A 14,067-nucleotide genomic window follows, 5' to 3' on the forward strand; every position below is an offset into this window, starting at 1 on the left:
CATGAAAACAATAGTAAAAACGATAATGGTTATGGCTTTAATCGGTACAGTGGTTAGCTGTAAGTCAGCTTTCAATGCCACAGAGACATTGCAGGTTGATGAAAATAGAAATGCCATTTATCAAGAAATCATTTCAAACCCTATTCAGTTTGCCAATTTCATCAGTGAGGCACAAAAAAGTGAAGAAGCCAAAAAGATATTGATGAAAGCTCATATGGAAAAAATGGAATCTGGAGATATGAAAATGATGATGGAGAAAAATCCCGAAATGAAAGCAAAAATGCAATCCCATATGCAGATGATGATTGAGAAAAATCCGGAGATGATGCAAAAGATGCAATCTAAAATGCTCGATAGAATGATAGCAAGTGAAGAAGGTCGTAAAATGTTGATGGATGAAATCCATAAAAACAAAATGATGAAAAAAGAAATGAAAACAAAGATGATGCAAATGATGGATGAAAACCCTGAAATGATGGAAGAAATGAAGCAGAAAATGATGGAGAAAAATCCCGAAATGATGAAGAAGATGAAAGGGAATATGAAGAATGAAGGATAATAAATTCTTGCACAAAGATTGGAGTAATTTCAAATGAAAATATCAGGAACAAATAAATTAACTATTATGAGAACATTAGCGATTATAATTATCGGATTAGTAACCTTAAGTAGTTGCAACCAGAATACTGAACATTCAGAAATGATGCACAATAATGGAGATTCCTATTACTGGGGAATGCATATGGGATGGTGGTTTTTAACACTTCTAATTGTAATACTACTGATAATGTTATTTATCAAATTCAACAAAAGAAAATAATTATGGAGATAATAATAGCAGCGACCAAAACCTGTCAGCATAGACTTATACTAGAGAAAGTGCTTCAAGCCGCTTGGTTGCCATATAAAGTAATTTATTCTGAGGAGCATCCCGAATTCTTTGAAAAGCATCATTTGAAACACTCCCCATTATTGCTTGTAGATGACAAGATTGAATCTGTTGGTATGCCCGAAATAGATAAAATAAATGAACTAAAGGCAAGAATTAAGGATATATCCGAGCGAAGAACCTCTACTAGAGATGAGAACCATATGATACCCAAAAATATAGGAACAGAACCTGGTTTAGTAGAAGTTGACGTAACGTGGGGCAGTATTCAATCCATAACGGCCGCACAACAGGTGCATACGGTGGGAGAGCTAGAAGTATATAATCACCACAATAAAAGTTGGCCCATTATTGATGCGAGAAAACCTAATACCTCTGGTTCAGTAACCATACCTGGCTCAATAAATATCCCTTATACCGAGTTGGTAGAAAGAATGGATGAATTGGACATAAACAATCCCAGCATATTTTTTTGTAATGGCCCACAATGCCCACAATCATCAACAGCTATAAAAGACCTCTTGGATGCAGGTTGTCCAGCAAATAGAATTTTATACTACAGGGGAGGAATGCATGACTGGATTACTTTAGGTCTTCCAGTACAACAAATTTGAAAATAGCAATGACTATTTCCAGTTGGAGAATGAATTTTAAAACGATCAGGAATAGGTTAAAATACGCTAACAATTATTAATTTAAAATCAAATAGTATGAAAACAACAACAATTATTTTAATGGCAATTGGCTTAGTAAGTCTATCTAGTTGCGAACAGAAAACAGATACTAATGTCATGCTCGAAAATTCAGAAACAAGAACGGAACTTTTTGATGCGATTGCCAGCAACCACAATTACATGACAGAATTCATGGGCAACATGCAAGACAACGACCATGCAATGCAGATGATGAAGGGCAACCAAAATATAATGGGTAATATGATGAAGGGTGAAAATTTAAATATGATTTTGAATGATAGCCTGATGTCAATGAATATGATGCAATCAATGATGAAAGATGGAAAAATGATGAGTCACATGATGCAAATTATGCATAAGGAGGGCATGTTGAGTGAAGATTGTATGAACTCCAGTATAAAGATGATGAACGATAAAGGAATGAATAAGGGAGGCATGCATAATTAAAGATAAAATAAATACGAATACCAACTCCGCATATAATTTATTGCTTGTTCTGGCTTATTTGGAAAATTCGTAAGAATTTTCCAATGGCAAGTATTTGCTTATTAAAATAGTTATTTAATCCACTCAACAAACCATATACCCAACATTAAAAAAGTTCTAATAAACCTATTACTACCTTATTACACTTGTACATTTTGAGTCATTTGCCTACCCTGAATAAACTATTGATCATTTGCTTTCTTCTCTAAGTATAGTCAGTATGTATGATATTCCGATTGTATTTAGCAAGGCTATGAGACTAAGAAGTAAAGTAGGAAACGATGATAAAGTTTAAAAGTATAACAAAAAATATGCTTGTGAATCCATATGTTTTACCGAACTTAATTTTATGTTATTATCCGGAAATAACTTAATCCGATATATGTGTTTAAAGTTGATATTAATATGAAAACAATACCCGCTGAAATTATTCGCCAAGTCTTTATGATATTATTTATTGTACTGATGGGTGGTATATTATTTAAGTCGCTGGTTCCTTATCTCTCTGGTTTTCTTGGAGCATTGACTCTATATATCTTGCTATTGGGGCCAATGAAGAAATTAACCTCTAAAAATTGGCGGCCGGGCTTAGCGGCATTATTATTATTAGTGCTATCCTTTTTTTGTATTTTACTCCCTTTTGCAGGAGTAGGCTTGATGTTAGGTAAAAAAGTGGGTAAGGGTCTTAATAATTTTGAACACTATATTAATCTGATCAAACAGAAAATAGTTATTTGGGAAAATAACTTTGGTGTGGACTTAACCTCAAGTATAGAACCGGAAAAAATATCGTCTACATTATCTGAAGGATTGCAGGGTTTACTGGGTGGCTCGGTCAATATGGTCATTGCCATTGCAATGATGTATTTTATACTATATTTTATGTTGACTAAAAATGAGGAGTTAAATGCAGCCTTGGGCACGTATACCCCTTTTAAAAAGAAATATAGTGGATTGATATTTAATGAAATAAGGAAGAAGGTTCGCTCCAATGCGATTGGGATTCCTGTGGTGGCGATTGCTCAGGGAGTAGTTGCTTTAATTGGATTTTTAATCTTTGGTATTGAACAACCTTTCTTTTGGGCGGTAATTGTAACTGTGGGATCTATGGTACCCGTGATAGGAGCTATTATCGGTATCATACCTGTTTTTTTAATAGCATTGTCAAATGACAACAATTTTCAGGCTTGGGGTATTTTATTGTACGGTATTATCATTGTAGGTACCACAGACAATATAATTCGTGTATACGTTTTGAACAAATTAGACAATGTACACCCTTTGATAACGTTGATTGGGGTAATTATAGGGGTACCCATTTTTGGTTTTATAGGTTTAATTTTCGGTCCATTGCTTATTAGCCTGTTTTTAATGATGGTTAGAGTATATACCAAGGAATATGGAAGTATAACCTCTAAAAATGAAGTAAATCTATAGTCATGGCATCTTGACCGATAATATCTTTAACTTATTAATTGTTAATTCTCAAAAGATGTTTTAAAATTCATTTGTTCAGTAAAATGTGTACGAATTATTTTTAATTCATTGCATTTTTCAGTAGACCTTGTAATGATATTTATCATTTACAATGCTATGACCAACAACTAACTTTAGTCAAATAAATACCATGGCTCAAAAATCCTCATAATGGATAAAACCAACGAAATCAAAAAATTCGGTATGATGGCGGGGGTCTTTACTCCTACATTTCTTACGGTTCTTGGCGTAATTATGTATATACGGCATCCTTGGGTGGTTGGGAATGCAGGCGTTATGGGAGCACTATTGATTATTGTTGTGGCAGTATCAATTACACTTTCAACAGCGTTGTCCCTATCGAGTATAACTACCAATATTCGTATAGGGTCAGGCGGGGCGTTTAGCCTTATTTCCCAATCGTTAGGACTTGAAATTGGAGGTGCCATAGGTATACCCTTCTTTTTCTCGCAGGCTATTGCCGTAGCGATGTACATTTTTGGTTTTAGGGAAGGTCTACAATCTATTTTACCTGAATTTAGTCCGCTGTTGTTAGATATTTTCGTCTTTATCCTTGTTATGGCCATCGCTTTTATAAGCACCAGTTTTGCCTTTAAGATTCAATATGTGATTATGGCAATTATTATCTTGTCGATAGCATCTATTGTGGGAGGACTTTTTATTACTGAGCTCAATTATGATTTTGTTTGGTTTGGTGATTACCCAGGTTCAAAGGAAAATAATTTTGAAGGTTCCTCTTTTTGGTTGGTATTTGCAGTATTCTTTCCTGCGGTAACTGGCGTAATGGCTGGAGCAAATATGTCTGGAGACTTGGAAAATCCGAGAAAAAGCATTCCAAGGGGAACGATAACTGCTGTTATAATTTCCACTTTGGTTTACATGGCGCTGGTTTTTGTGGCAGCATTACTAGCGACACCCAAGGAACTCGTTGAAAATTACAACGTATTTATTGATAAATCTTATTATGCACCCATCGTTCTTGCTGGTTTATTGGGAGCTACGCTTTCATCGGCATTAGGTTCGTTTGTAGGAGCTCCCAGAATATTACTGGCCTTAGGAGAAAAAAGGATTCTTCCGAAAAGCGAATTCTTGTCAAAAACCAATAAAAAAGGCGAGCCCTTTAACGCTATGATCATTACGGCAGTTATAGTTCTTGTTGGACTTTCACTTCGTGACCTAAATACTATTGCCCCGTTAATTACCATGTTCTTTATGATTACCTATGCTATGGTAAATGTGGTAGCCTTAATAGAGCAGTCGCTGTCACTACCTAGTTTTAGGCCTACTTTAAAAATACCTATTGCAGTGCCACTTATTGGGGCTTTTGGTTCTTTGACCGTAATGTTTATAATCAATGCTGCAATTGCTTTAGCATCGCTTATTTTGATTGTGTTTTTCTACTATTACTTGGTTAAGAAAAAACTAAAGTCTGATGCGGGAGACTCTCGCAGTGGACTTTTCACTGCATTGGCAGCATGGGCAACAAAGAAAACAACCGAGTTGAGTCCGACAAGGGAGGTGCGTTCCTGGAGGCCTGATCTACTGATTCCTGTTACTGCGCCTAAAGAAATAAGACGTTCATTTAAATTGATAGAAAGTATTGTTGCCCCTAAAGGTTCTATTAAATTCTTGGCTGTAAGTAATTTAAATAAGGATATTGAAGATAAGCTCATCAACTTTCTACCTGAGGTCATTAGACGTCTAAAATCAAAAAATATTGCAACAAGTTATACCTATGTAAGCGGTAATGATTTTGCAGAATCTATTAAAATAAGCATGCAGTCGTTAAATGCTGCTTTTTTTAAACCCAATACAGTTTTTCTATCGGTAAGCGGCGATGGAAGGTTCAACGAAAGTTATATGAACATCATTGAAATTGCCCGACAAAATAGATATGGGGTGCTACTATATGTGCCTTTTGAAAATGTAGGCCTTTCACTTGAGAAAGATATTACCCTTTGGCTAAAGGATTTTTCTCCGGCTTGGAAAACCAATTATGACCTTAGTAATAATGACCTTTCAGTTCTTATAGCATTACTTCTTCAAAAAAATTGGGATGGAAACATTAGTGTACGTTTAGCAAGGGACAATCAAAGTAACAGTTCTGAAAAAGATATTTCAGTTTTAAATGATTTGGTACGTTTTCCAATACATACAAAAATTGAACACTATTCACTACATGACGAACTGGAATTGTTGACTACAAACCGTACCGACCTAAATATTCTACCTCTGAGACCTGACCTTAGTATTGAGGACATGATTAAAGTTGCTGAGTTTTCTAGAACTTCTGCAATTTTTTGCATGGATAGTTTTAGCGAAAATGCTTTGGTATAGATTGACCTATGATGACTGATTAAAAGGTCGCAAAGCTATACCCCACATTTGTTATTAAAACTTGCAAGCCTCTCGATAGTTCTCGGAACGATTTAAAATAAAAGAGTTATTTCCTCTCTCATTCATTCATTATAAAAAAACGTAACTTACCCATTACTATGCACGCATAGCAATAATACATAAACCGCTAAACAATATGACCAAGTATACCCATATTTTCGAACCTTTAGATTTAGGCTTTACCACCCTTAAAAACCGAATTATAATGGGTTCGATGCATACAGGTTTAGAAGAGAAAAAAAATGGTTTAGAAAAAATAGCAGCCTATTATGCAGAACGAGCAAAAGGTGGTGCGGGTTTAATCATTTCTGGGGGTATCTCACCTAACATACAAGGCTGGACAGCTCCCTTTTCAGCACGTATGAGTACAAACAAACACGCAAGACACCACAAAGTTATCACGGATGCCGTACATAAGGAAGGTGGTAAAATATGTATGCAAATTTTACATTCAGGGCGTTACGGATATCATCCCCTAGCGGTTGCCCCTTCTGCCATAAAATCACCCATTAGTCCTTTTAAACCTTTTAAACTGAAACAATCGGGTATTCAACGTACCATACGTGACTTTGTAAACTCTGCCAAACTAGCAAAATTAGCAGGCTATGATGGCATAGAAATTATGGGTTCTGAGGGGTATTTAATCAATCAATTTATTACGGAAAGAACAAATAAGCGTACCGATGATTATGGTGGAAGCTATGAAAATCGAATGCGTTTACCCATAGCCTTAGTAAAGCAAACGCGACAAGCCGTGGGAACCGATTTTATCATCATCTATCGGTTATCGATGTTAGATTTAGTAGAAAAAGGAAGCTCTTGGCAAGAAGTAGTTGCTTTAGGTAAGGAAATTGAAAAAGCGGGTGCCACGATTATAAATACAGGAATCGGTTGGCACGAAGCGCGTATACCGACCATTGCAACATCGGTACCAAGGGCTGCATTTACTTGGGTAACTAAAAAGATGAAAGAAGAACTAACTATTCCATTAGTGACTTCGAATAGAATCAACATGCCAGAAACGGCCGAAAAGGTATTGGCAGAGGGTCATGCAGATTTGATTTCGATGGCACGACCTTTTTTAGCGGACCCGGAATGGGTAAATAAAGCAGCAGCAAATAAGGCAGATGAAATAAATACTTGTATCGGTTGTAATCAAGCGTGTTTAGACCATGTTTTTGAGCAGAAAGTAGCGAGTTGCTTGGTAAACCCGAGAGCGTGTCATGAAACGGAGCTCAATTATCTACCTACGGAAACAAAGAAAAAGATTGCCGTTGTAGGTGCTGGTCCTGCGGGATTAGCAGCATCTACCATTGCCGCAGAACGCGGACATGATGTTACCCTTTTCGATGCTGATAAAGAAATTGGAGGACAATTTAACATGGCGAAGCAAATTCCAGGGAAAGAAGAGTTTTACGAAACCATTAGGTATTTCAACACTCAAACCGCCTTACATCAAGTAAAAGTTAAATTAAATACCCGAGTACAGGCCGAAGATTTAAAAAATGGAGGTTTTGATGAAGTGATATTAGCAACAGGAATTCAACCAAGAAATCCGAAAATTGTAGGCATTGACCATCCTAAAGTAGTAAATTATATAGATGTTCTAAAGTTAAAAAAACCAGTTGGCAAAAGGGTTGCTGTTATTGGTGCAGGTGGCATTGGTTTTGACGTATCAGAGTACATAGCGCACGAAGGTGAAAGCACTTCCTTGAATATTGATGCTTGGTTAAAAGAATGGGGAATAGATAAAACCCTGACCGCAAGAAGTGGTATTGAAGGAGTTCAATCAGTTGTTCATCCATCGCCACGAGAAATTTTTATGTTTAAACGAAGCAAAGGTAAATTTGGCGCCAATTTAGGGAAAACTACAGGGTGGATTCATCGGTCTACATTGAAAAAGAAAAACGTACAGTTTATCAATAGCGTGCAGTATACAAAAATTGATGATGAAGGCTTGCATTATGTTCAAAATGAAGAACAAAAAGTATTAGCGGTAGATACCGTTATCATATGTGCAGGTCAATTGCCATTGAAAGAATTATTTGCCCCATTAGAAGCAGCAGGTATGAAAGTACATGTCGTAGGTGGTGCAGATGTTGCTTCCGAATTAGACGCAAAACGCGCGATAAATCAAGCAAGTAGATTAGCCGCTGAAATTTAGAAAAGTTGAAATGTTTTAATAAGGAGCTTGTTACTGGTATTGCCAAAAAATTACAACACGGTACCATTGTCTAACCACCGTTGCAAAAGGGAATCGTTATGAGAGATGTCTACCAGATGAAATGTAGTAAAACGCATAAAAACACGTGATTCTTTGAGGCTTTCCATACAAACCGATACCGGATTGAGATAGTTGGAATGAATTAGAAACAGTTCGCCTTCACGTTTTAAAAGATAGCCCACATGCCCCTCATCAAAACCTATAAAATAGAGTCCCTCTTTCGTTAAACTATCAATCTCTTCGAAGGCTTTTTCTGGGGTATCTTGTACCACTTTATTTATAACCGAGCCACAGCTAATCATTTTAGCCTCGTCTAGAGGAGATTTTTGAGCCAATGTAAACCTGTTGAGTTTTATACCCATATCGCGTAAGGTGGTTGATATAAAATAACCACAGGCTATTTTACCTTGGTTCGGTATGGTTGTATGGCCCCCAAAACTCCAAGGAGTACCGTACCAATGCGGTATAATTTTATCTACTAATTGATTGGTAAATTCTGTTTTAATATTATCAAAAGAAATAGTGCCCAAACGAAGACCTTCTTTTAAACGCAAACGAAGTTCACCAGCATCTACTTTACTATTAGCATAAGATTCAGCAATGCTATCTAAATCCGTTTTAAAATCAAAGTTTACAGTTCCCTTGAAATCCCTAGATTTCAATACAGGCAATGGTTTTTCAGCAGCCATAGGGTAAACTGCCACCACTTCTATTTTAGTTGGAATTTCGTTTGTAAAGCCTAAAGTAATTAGTAACGAAAATAGTAGCATATTTTTTTAGATTTAGGAATCAGACGCTATCTTTGTAACGTATTAGTTAAGAAGAAATTACATTAAAAATGTTAAACTTATATTATTGAGTTTAACTGCCCTTTAAATACTAAGATTTACAGCCCACCATACTTCATAATCTCTAGGTATTAAAGGTCTGTAGCTTTGAAAACCTTGGTCAGCTATATTAAGTCCAATAATGGCTTTTTCTTCATCACGCACATAGCTAATGAAAATGAACGAATGTCCATAAGGGTCTAGTTTTTTAACATTTACGCCTTGCACTACCTTTTCATAATCGTCTTTAAACCGCCATACTTGCATTAGTGCCCCAGGTCGTAATTGGCCATTCCAAATTCCCATTGAATCAACCAAAGTACCCATACCTGCATAAGCGATAGCACCAGCATTACCCTTACCCCTATATTCTTCTGGAAGGCTTCGCCAACCTTCGTGAACGTCTGAAGCGGACGCATACAGCAAATTAAACACCTGTTTAGGGGTGTAAGTTTTTGTAGCCATACGAGACGGTAAATCTTGATAGAACGAATGTCCGTGTACCGCTTTGTAAGCTTGCTCAAAACGAACTTTACTTACGGTTAAACAATGCCCATTAGGCTCCTTGTTTTCGCTGTTGAGATAATTTTCAACTATTTTATCTGCAACCGGACTTTCACTATCTAAAATAGCTAATGATTCATTTTCGTTGACCAATAAGCTAGAACCGATTTGTGTCAATGAATCTTTAGTATTGGGTGATATAGGTTTTCTTAATGTTGGTCTTAGGCTTATATAGTCATGATCATCAAAATCATAATTATGTGTAGCAGTTGCAGAATTGGCATTACTGTTATGTACTTGTGTAGTATTTTTATAGGATTCTGAAGGAAATGTTTTCTGGTTGTTTTTTTTGGTCGACGAACAATCTAAAAACATAAGACTTATGACAACAACAGTGGAGTTGGTAATCAACTTCTTAAACCATATTTTCGATAGTATGTTCTTCATGAAATAAGCTTGTATTCAGTTTTTTTGACTTAGTTGACTCATCATCACTTTTAATGCGGTGATATTCAATCTGCTAACACAATTACAAAGGTAACACAATAACCCATTTTCATTCTATAACCTTCTGTTGTGTAATGTAGTACTCTTATTTAACGTACAACAAAAACATAATATACAGACTTTTAAACTTGACCAAATCAATTCGTAAATATGTGTTATTCAATTTCTAAGACTTTGACAAGGACAGTAACCCGCCCACCATTATTTGATTAGTTTGTTTTGGATTACCTTTTTAGTAGGTACAATTTTAGCCACTAGAAAAAGTATTTACCTGTGGTTTGATTACTTTTTAGGTGAAAGTGAATATTTTGTAATTCTACTTCAAAAGGTTTTTTTCATTCTGTTGGATACAAAATATGTGGTATCTATTGCAAAAAAATACTAAACCCTAAATTATAGCTGTAGTTTTAAAAAGTAATTAATTGACTTTTGTCATCTTTTTAATTAGGTTTCTTTCTTATTTTCATGACTCAATAATAGCCAATGATCGATAATGCCTTACTTGCCAAACTAAAAACCAAAGCACATTTACTAGAATACTTGGAACAATCTAAAAATGACGAGCCCCTTTACAAAGATGTTTTGGATAAATATTATTATGAACGGATTCTCTTACAATTACAGGCAGAACTTGTAGATTTTCAAAAATGGGTTCAAAAAGAGGACAAAAAAATAGCCATAATCTTTGAAGGCCGAGATGCTTCTGGTAAAGGTGGTACTATACGTCGTTTTGCAGAGCATTTGAATCCTCGTGCTATGCGCATTGTTGCACTTAATAAACCTACAGAAATTGAGCGTAAACAATGGTACTTTAACCGTTATATAAAAGAGCTTCCAAATGCGGGCGAAGTCGTTTTTTTTGATCGCAGTTGGTACAACCGGGCAGTTGTAGAACCGGTTATGGATTTTTGTACTAAAGAACAGTACGAACGCTTTATGGTGCAAGTACCAGAGTTTGAGCACATGCTCTATGAATCGGACACGAAGATCATTAAATTTTGGTTTTCCGTAACAATCGATGAACAGAAGAAGCGATTCGATAACAGGTTGGGAAATCCTTTGAAAAAATGGAAATTTAGTCCCGTTGACCAAAAAGGTCAGGATCTATGGGAAGAGTATAGTTATTATAAAAATCAAATGTTCGCTCGAACCCACAACTCTTTCTGCCCTTGGATTATAGTAAAAAGCGATAATAAAAGATTGGCCCGTGTAGAAAGCATCAAATTTGTTTTATCTCAATTCGATTATGATGGTAAGGGCTCTAATTGCCCAGACCTATTACCCGACCCTAATATTGTACATCGGTTTTTTAGACAACAGATAAAAATATAGGCAATAACTATTTTAAGTTAAACACATGAGTAAAGTACAAAAGCCTTTAAAAGAAAAAGAACTGCTTTCAATCAATTCGAAGAAGGGACTGTTGGCCTTATTGAGACAATCTTCCTTAGATCCTAAAAAAGCCATACAGGCACTCAAATATGAGAAACGGTTGGCTAAACTTCAAGAAGAATTACTTGTCTTGCAGCAATGGGTGGTAAAAAACAAAAAAAAGGTAGTGATTATTTTTGAAGGTCGTGATGCAGCTGGTAAAGGAGGTGCAATTAGACGTATTACCGAACATTTACCCCCAAGAGAAGTACGGGTAGTAGCCTTGCCAAAGCCTGATGAAATAGAAGAAGGTCAGTGGTATTTTCAGCGCTATATTAATCGTTTTCCACGTGAAGGTGAAATGGTATTCTTTGACAGAAGCTGGTATAACCGTGCCGTGGTAGAACCTGTGAATGGATTTTGTACAAGAAAACAATATCTAAATTTTATGGATTCGGTAAATGATGTGGAACGCATGATGTTACTATCAGATATTCATCTAGTTAAACTTTACTTTTCTATTTCTAAAAATGAGCAAGAGCGTCGATTTAAAGATATTACATCGAGCCCTATCAAAAAATGGAAATATAGCGATGTGGACAGGAAGGCTTTGGCGTTATGGGATGAATACACGTCATATAAAGAGTTGATGTTTAAGAACACTCAAAAATATGTGCCTTGGAAAATTATTAAGGCGAACAGGAAAACATCTGCTAGGATTACGGCTTTAGAACATATATTGAATAAAATTCCGTACGAAGTTAAAGACAAGGAAAATATACGACACCAAGCTATATTAAAGGATACAGAAGATTAACTATAGATTTAATATATAAAACTAGGGTTGAATAAATTTATTTGAACAACTAATTTAAAACTAATGGTTCCTGCTTATCTTATATATCTTAAGATTTAACTATTAGGCAAGAACCAAGTAAGCAATGGAACAGGGTTATTCAAATCAATTCTTTACCCTTTAAAGGAGAATGATGTTCGCGTACTATTTTCCACCCATTAGATGTATTTACACACAATAAGGTTATTTGGTCGTTTACGCTGGGTCATAGGAATGGGGTTGTTCAGCATAGATCTGCTATTAGCAAAGCTGATATTTCAAGTCGCAATGATTGGGAGTTTGCCACTATTGTACTCATACACTACAATTTATATACTAGTGATTTTAGATATAGGTTTATTCATCTCAAATTTAACAGACACTCAACAACAAGCCATCTTTATTGCATAGTTCTTTACGGTTATTTTTTTAATGAGTGGTTTATTTACACCCATTGAAAGCATGTCAAAATGGGCACCAATAGTTACTGAATTAAACCCTTTAAAGTATTTTGTAGAAGTGATGCATATAGTAATGCTAAAAAAATTCAGGATTTATGGATATTCTTCCTCTCCTATTAAAAACTTTACATTATGCTATTATCATGAATGGATTGGCGATTTGGAGGTATAAAAAAACTACTTGGTTAATTTTCTTTATTAATAGAATACACTATCCTTTTTATAGGTAGATTAACTAATGTTTAGCTACCCAAAACAAAAGTCAATTCTAAAGAGAAATACTACATAGAAATTACTGATTTGACAAAATACTATAGAGTTTAAGCAAAAGACTAGATTTTATTCCGTCATATTCACTACTTTTTAAAATAAAATTAATAAATAATCGAATTCATTAGGATTTCATCAAAATAAGGTTAAATTATAACAACAATAAAAAACTACATAATATATGAGGCAACTTAAGATCACTAAACAAATTACAAACAGAGACACTAAATCATTAGAAAAATACTTTCAAGAAATATCAAAAATAGATTTGATTACCGCAGATGAGGAAGTGGAACTGACCAGAAAAATACGTGAAGGAGATCAGATAGCCCTAAATACATTAGTAAATGCCAATTTACGTTTTGTAGTTTCTACAGCAAAACAATATCAAGGAAGTGGTTTGCGACTTTCAGACTTAATCAATGAAGGAAATATTGGGTTGGTGAAAGCTGCAAAACGTTTTGACGAAACTAGAGGTTTTAAATTTATCTCATATGCAGTTTGGTGGATCAGACAGTCTATATTATCATCTATTTCAGAGCAATCTCGTATGGTGCGATTACCCTTGAATAAAATTGGAGAAATCAGCAAGATTAAAAAAGTATATTCAACATTAGAGCAATCTTATCAAAGACCTCCGAGTACGGTTGAAATTGCAAGAGAACTAGATATGAGTGGTGCACAAGTTAAAATAGCATTGAAAAATTCAGGCAAGCACTTATCTATGGATGCACCTTTTAAAGAAGGAGAAGCTTCTAATTTATACGACGTAATTACATCTAAAGACTCAAATAGACCTGATTCAAATTTGATGATTGATTCTCTTAAAACGGATATTAATCAAGCGTTAAATACGTTGCCGAATAGAGAAAGTGAAATTATAAAACTTTATTATGGTATTGGTGAAAGCCACCCAAAAAGCCTCAGTGAAATAGGTGAGCTTTTTGATATTACTAGAGAGCGCGTAAGACAAATTAGGGAAAAGGCCGTACGCATGTTAAGAAAAAAATCGAATAATGAGATTTTAAAATCATACTTATAGGTCTTTATAAGTCACATATATTTAAATAAAAAAGCCGACTCATTATAGTCGGCTTTTTACTT

Annotated in this window: 13 protein-coding genes; 11 read left to right on the forward strand and 2 right to left on the reverse strand. The window is 35.2% G+C overall.

The window, feature by feature from the left end:
* The first annotated feature begins 1 nt into the window (after position 1).
* The 7 genes from BMY56_RS03325 to BMY56_RS03355 all read left to right on the forward strand — a co-directional run bounded on the left by BMY56_RS03325 (position 2) and on the right by BMY56_RS03355 (position 8,128).
* Positions 2-559, forward strand: coding sequence for a hypothetical protein (locus BMY56_RS03325; RefSeq protein ID WP_245737125.1), 558 nt, complete (start codon positions 2-4; stop codon positions 557-559).
* Between the two features lie 66 nt (positions 560-625).
* Positions 626-820 carry a hypothetical protein gene (locus BMY56_RS03330; RefSeq protein WP_143057772.1) on the forward strand — a complete coding sequence of 65 codons (195 nt, stop codon included), beginning with the start codon at positions 626-628 and terminating at the stop codon, positions 818-820.
* 2 nt (positions 821-822) lie between these two features.
* Positions 823-1,503 (forward strand): rhodanese-like domain-containing protein, encoded by a 681-nt coding sequence (locus tag BMY56_RS03335; RefSeq protein ID WP_091619824.1) that lies wholly within the window; start codon positions 823-825, stop codon positions 1,501-1,503.
* Positions 1,504-1,599: 96 nt separating this feature from the next.
* Positions 1,600-2,031, forward strand: coding sequence for a hypothetical protein (locus BMY56_RS03340; RefSeq protein ID WP_091619826.1), 432 nt, complete (start codon positions 1,600-1,602; stop codon positions 2,029-2,031).
* Between the two features lie 444 nt (positions 2,032-2,475).
* Positions 2,476-3,507 (forward strand): AI-2E family transporter, encoded by a 1,032-nt coding sequence (locus BMY56_RS03345; protein ID WP_091619829.1) that lies wholly within the window; start codon positions 2,476-2,478, stop codon positions 3,505-3,507.
* A gap of 210 nt (positions 3,508-3,717) precedes the next feature.
* Complete coding sequence (locus BMY56_RS03350) at positions 3,718-5,904, forward strand: amino acid permease (protein ID WP_091619832.1); 2,187 nt, start codon at positions 3,718-3,720, stop codon at positions 5,902-5,904.
* Between the two features lie 196 nt (positions 5,905-6,100).
* Entirely contained in the window at positions 6,101-8,128 is a 2,028-nt protein-coding gene (locus tag BMY56_RS03355; RefSeq protein WP_091619834.1) for an NADPH-dependent 2,4-dienoyl-CoA reductase, read from the forward strand.
* Between the two features lie 50 nt (positions 8,129-8,178).
* On the opposite strand, the gene BMY56_RS03360 is transcribed toward BMY56_RS03355, so the two are convergent.
* Both BMY56_RS03360 and BMY56_RS03365 read right to left on the reverse strand, forming a co-directional pair.
* Positions 8,179-8,958 carry a hypothetical protein gene (locus BMY56_RS03360; protein ID WP_091619837.1) on the reverse strand — a complete coding sequence of 260 codons (780 nt, stop codon included), beginning with the start codon at positions 8,956-8,958 and terminating at the stop codon, positions 8,179-8,181.
* A 102-nt stretch (positions 8,959-9,060) separates the two neighbouring features.
* Positions 9,061-9,966, reverse strand: a complete 906-nt coding sequence (locus tag BMY56_RS03365; protein WP_143057773.1) for a hypothetical protein — start codon at positions 9,964-9,966, stop codon at positions 9,061-9,063.
* A 543-nt stretch (positions 9,967-10,509) separates the two neighbouring features.
* Between BMY56_RS03365 and ppk2 (BMY56_RS03375) the strand changes: the two genes are divergently transcribed.
* The 4 genes from ppk2 (BMY56_RS03375) to BMY56_RS03390 all read left to right on the forward strand — a co-directional run bounded on the left by ppk2 (BMY56_RS03375) (position 10,510) and on the right by BMY56_RS03390 (position 14,005).
* Positions 10,510-11,358: a polyphosphate kinase 2 gene (ppk2, locus tag BMY56_RS03375; RefSeq protein WP_091619846.1), complete on the forward strand. Its 849-nt coding sequence runs from the start codon at positions 10,510-10,512 to the stop codon at positions 11,356-11,358.
* Positions 11,359-11,383: 25 nt separating this feature from the next.
* Complete coding sequence (gene ppk2, locus BMY56_RS03380; protein WP_091619849.1) at positions 11,384-12,214, forward strand: polyphosphate kinase 2; 831 nt, start codon at positions 11,384-11,386, stop codon at positions 12,212-12,214.
* 450 nt (positions 12,215-12,664) lie between these two features.
* The gene (locus BMY56_RS18805; protein WP_245737126.1) at positions 12,665-12,865 is read left to right on the forward strand and encodes a hypothetical protein; all 201 of its coding nucleotides are present in this window, start codon (positions 12,665-12,667) and stop codon (positions 12,863-12,865) included.
* A gap of 279 nt (positions 12,866-13,144) precedes the next feature.
* Positions 13,145-14,005: a sigma-70 family RNA polymerase sigma factor gene (locus BMY56_RS03390; protein WP_091619851.1), complete on the forward strand. Its 861-nt coding sequence runs from the start codon at positions 13,145-13,147 to the stop codon at positions 14,003-14,005.
* Positions 14,006-14,067 lie beyond the last annotated feature (62 nt).

The organism is Maribacter orientalis (genome assembly GCF_900109345.1).
Taxonomy (GTDB): Bacteria; Bacteroidota; Bacteroidia; order Flavobacteriales; family Flavobacteriaceae; genus Maribacter; species Maribacter orientalis.

Coding starts and splice junctions, on each gene's coding strand:
- BMY56_RS03325 (WP_245737125.1), top strand. CDS start 2: ATGAAAACAATAGTAAAAACGATAATGGTTATGGCTTTAATCGGTACA.
- BMY56_RS03330 (WP_143057772.1), top strand. CDS start 626: ATGAGAACATTAGCGATTATAATTATCGGATTAGTAACCTTAAGTAGT.
- BMY56_RS03335 (WP_091619824.1), top strand. CDS start 823: ATGGAGATAATAATAGCAGCGACCAAAACCTGTCAGCATAGACTTATA.
- BMY56_RS03340 (WP_091619826.1), top strand. CDS start 1,600: ATGAAAACAACAACAATTATTTTAATGGCAATTGGCTTAGTAAGTCTA.
- BMY56_RS03345 (WP_091619829.1), top strand. CDS start 2,476: ATGAAAACAATACCCGCTGAAATTATTCGCCAAGTCTTTATGATATTA.
- BMY56_RS03350 (WP_091619832.1), top strand. CDS start 3,718: ATGGATAAAACCAACGAAATCAAAAAATTCGGTATGATGGCGGGGGTC.
- BMY56_RS03355 (WP_091619834.1), top strand. CDS start 6,101: ATGACCAAGTATACCCATATTTTCGAACCTTTAGATTTAGGCTTTACC.
- BMY56_RS03360 (WP_091619837.1), bottom strand. CDS start 8,958: ATGCTACTATTTTCGTTACTAATTACTTTAGGCTTTACAAACGAAATT.
- BMY56_RS03365 (WP_143057773.1), bottom strand. CDS start 9,966: ATGAAGAACATACTATCGAAAATATGGTTTAAGAAGTTGATTACCAAC.
- ppk2 (WP_091619846.1), top strand. CDS start 10,510: ATGATCGATAATGCCTTACTTGCCAAACTAAAAACCAAAGCACATTTA.
- ppk2 (WP_091619849.1), top strand. CDS start 11,384: ATGAGTAAAGTACAAAAGCCTTTAAAAGAAAAAGAACTGCTTTCAATC.
- BMY56_RS18805 (WP_245737126.1), top strand. CDS start 12,665: ATGAGTGGTTTATTTACACCCATTGAAAGCATGTCAAAATGGGCACCA.
- BMY56_RS03390 (WP_091619851.1), top strand. CDS start 13,145: ATGAGGCAACTTAAGATCACTAAACAAATTACAAACAGAGACACTAAA.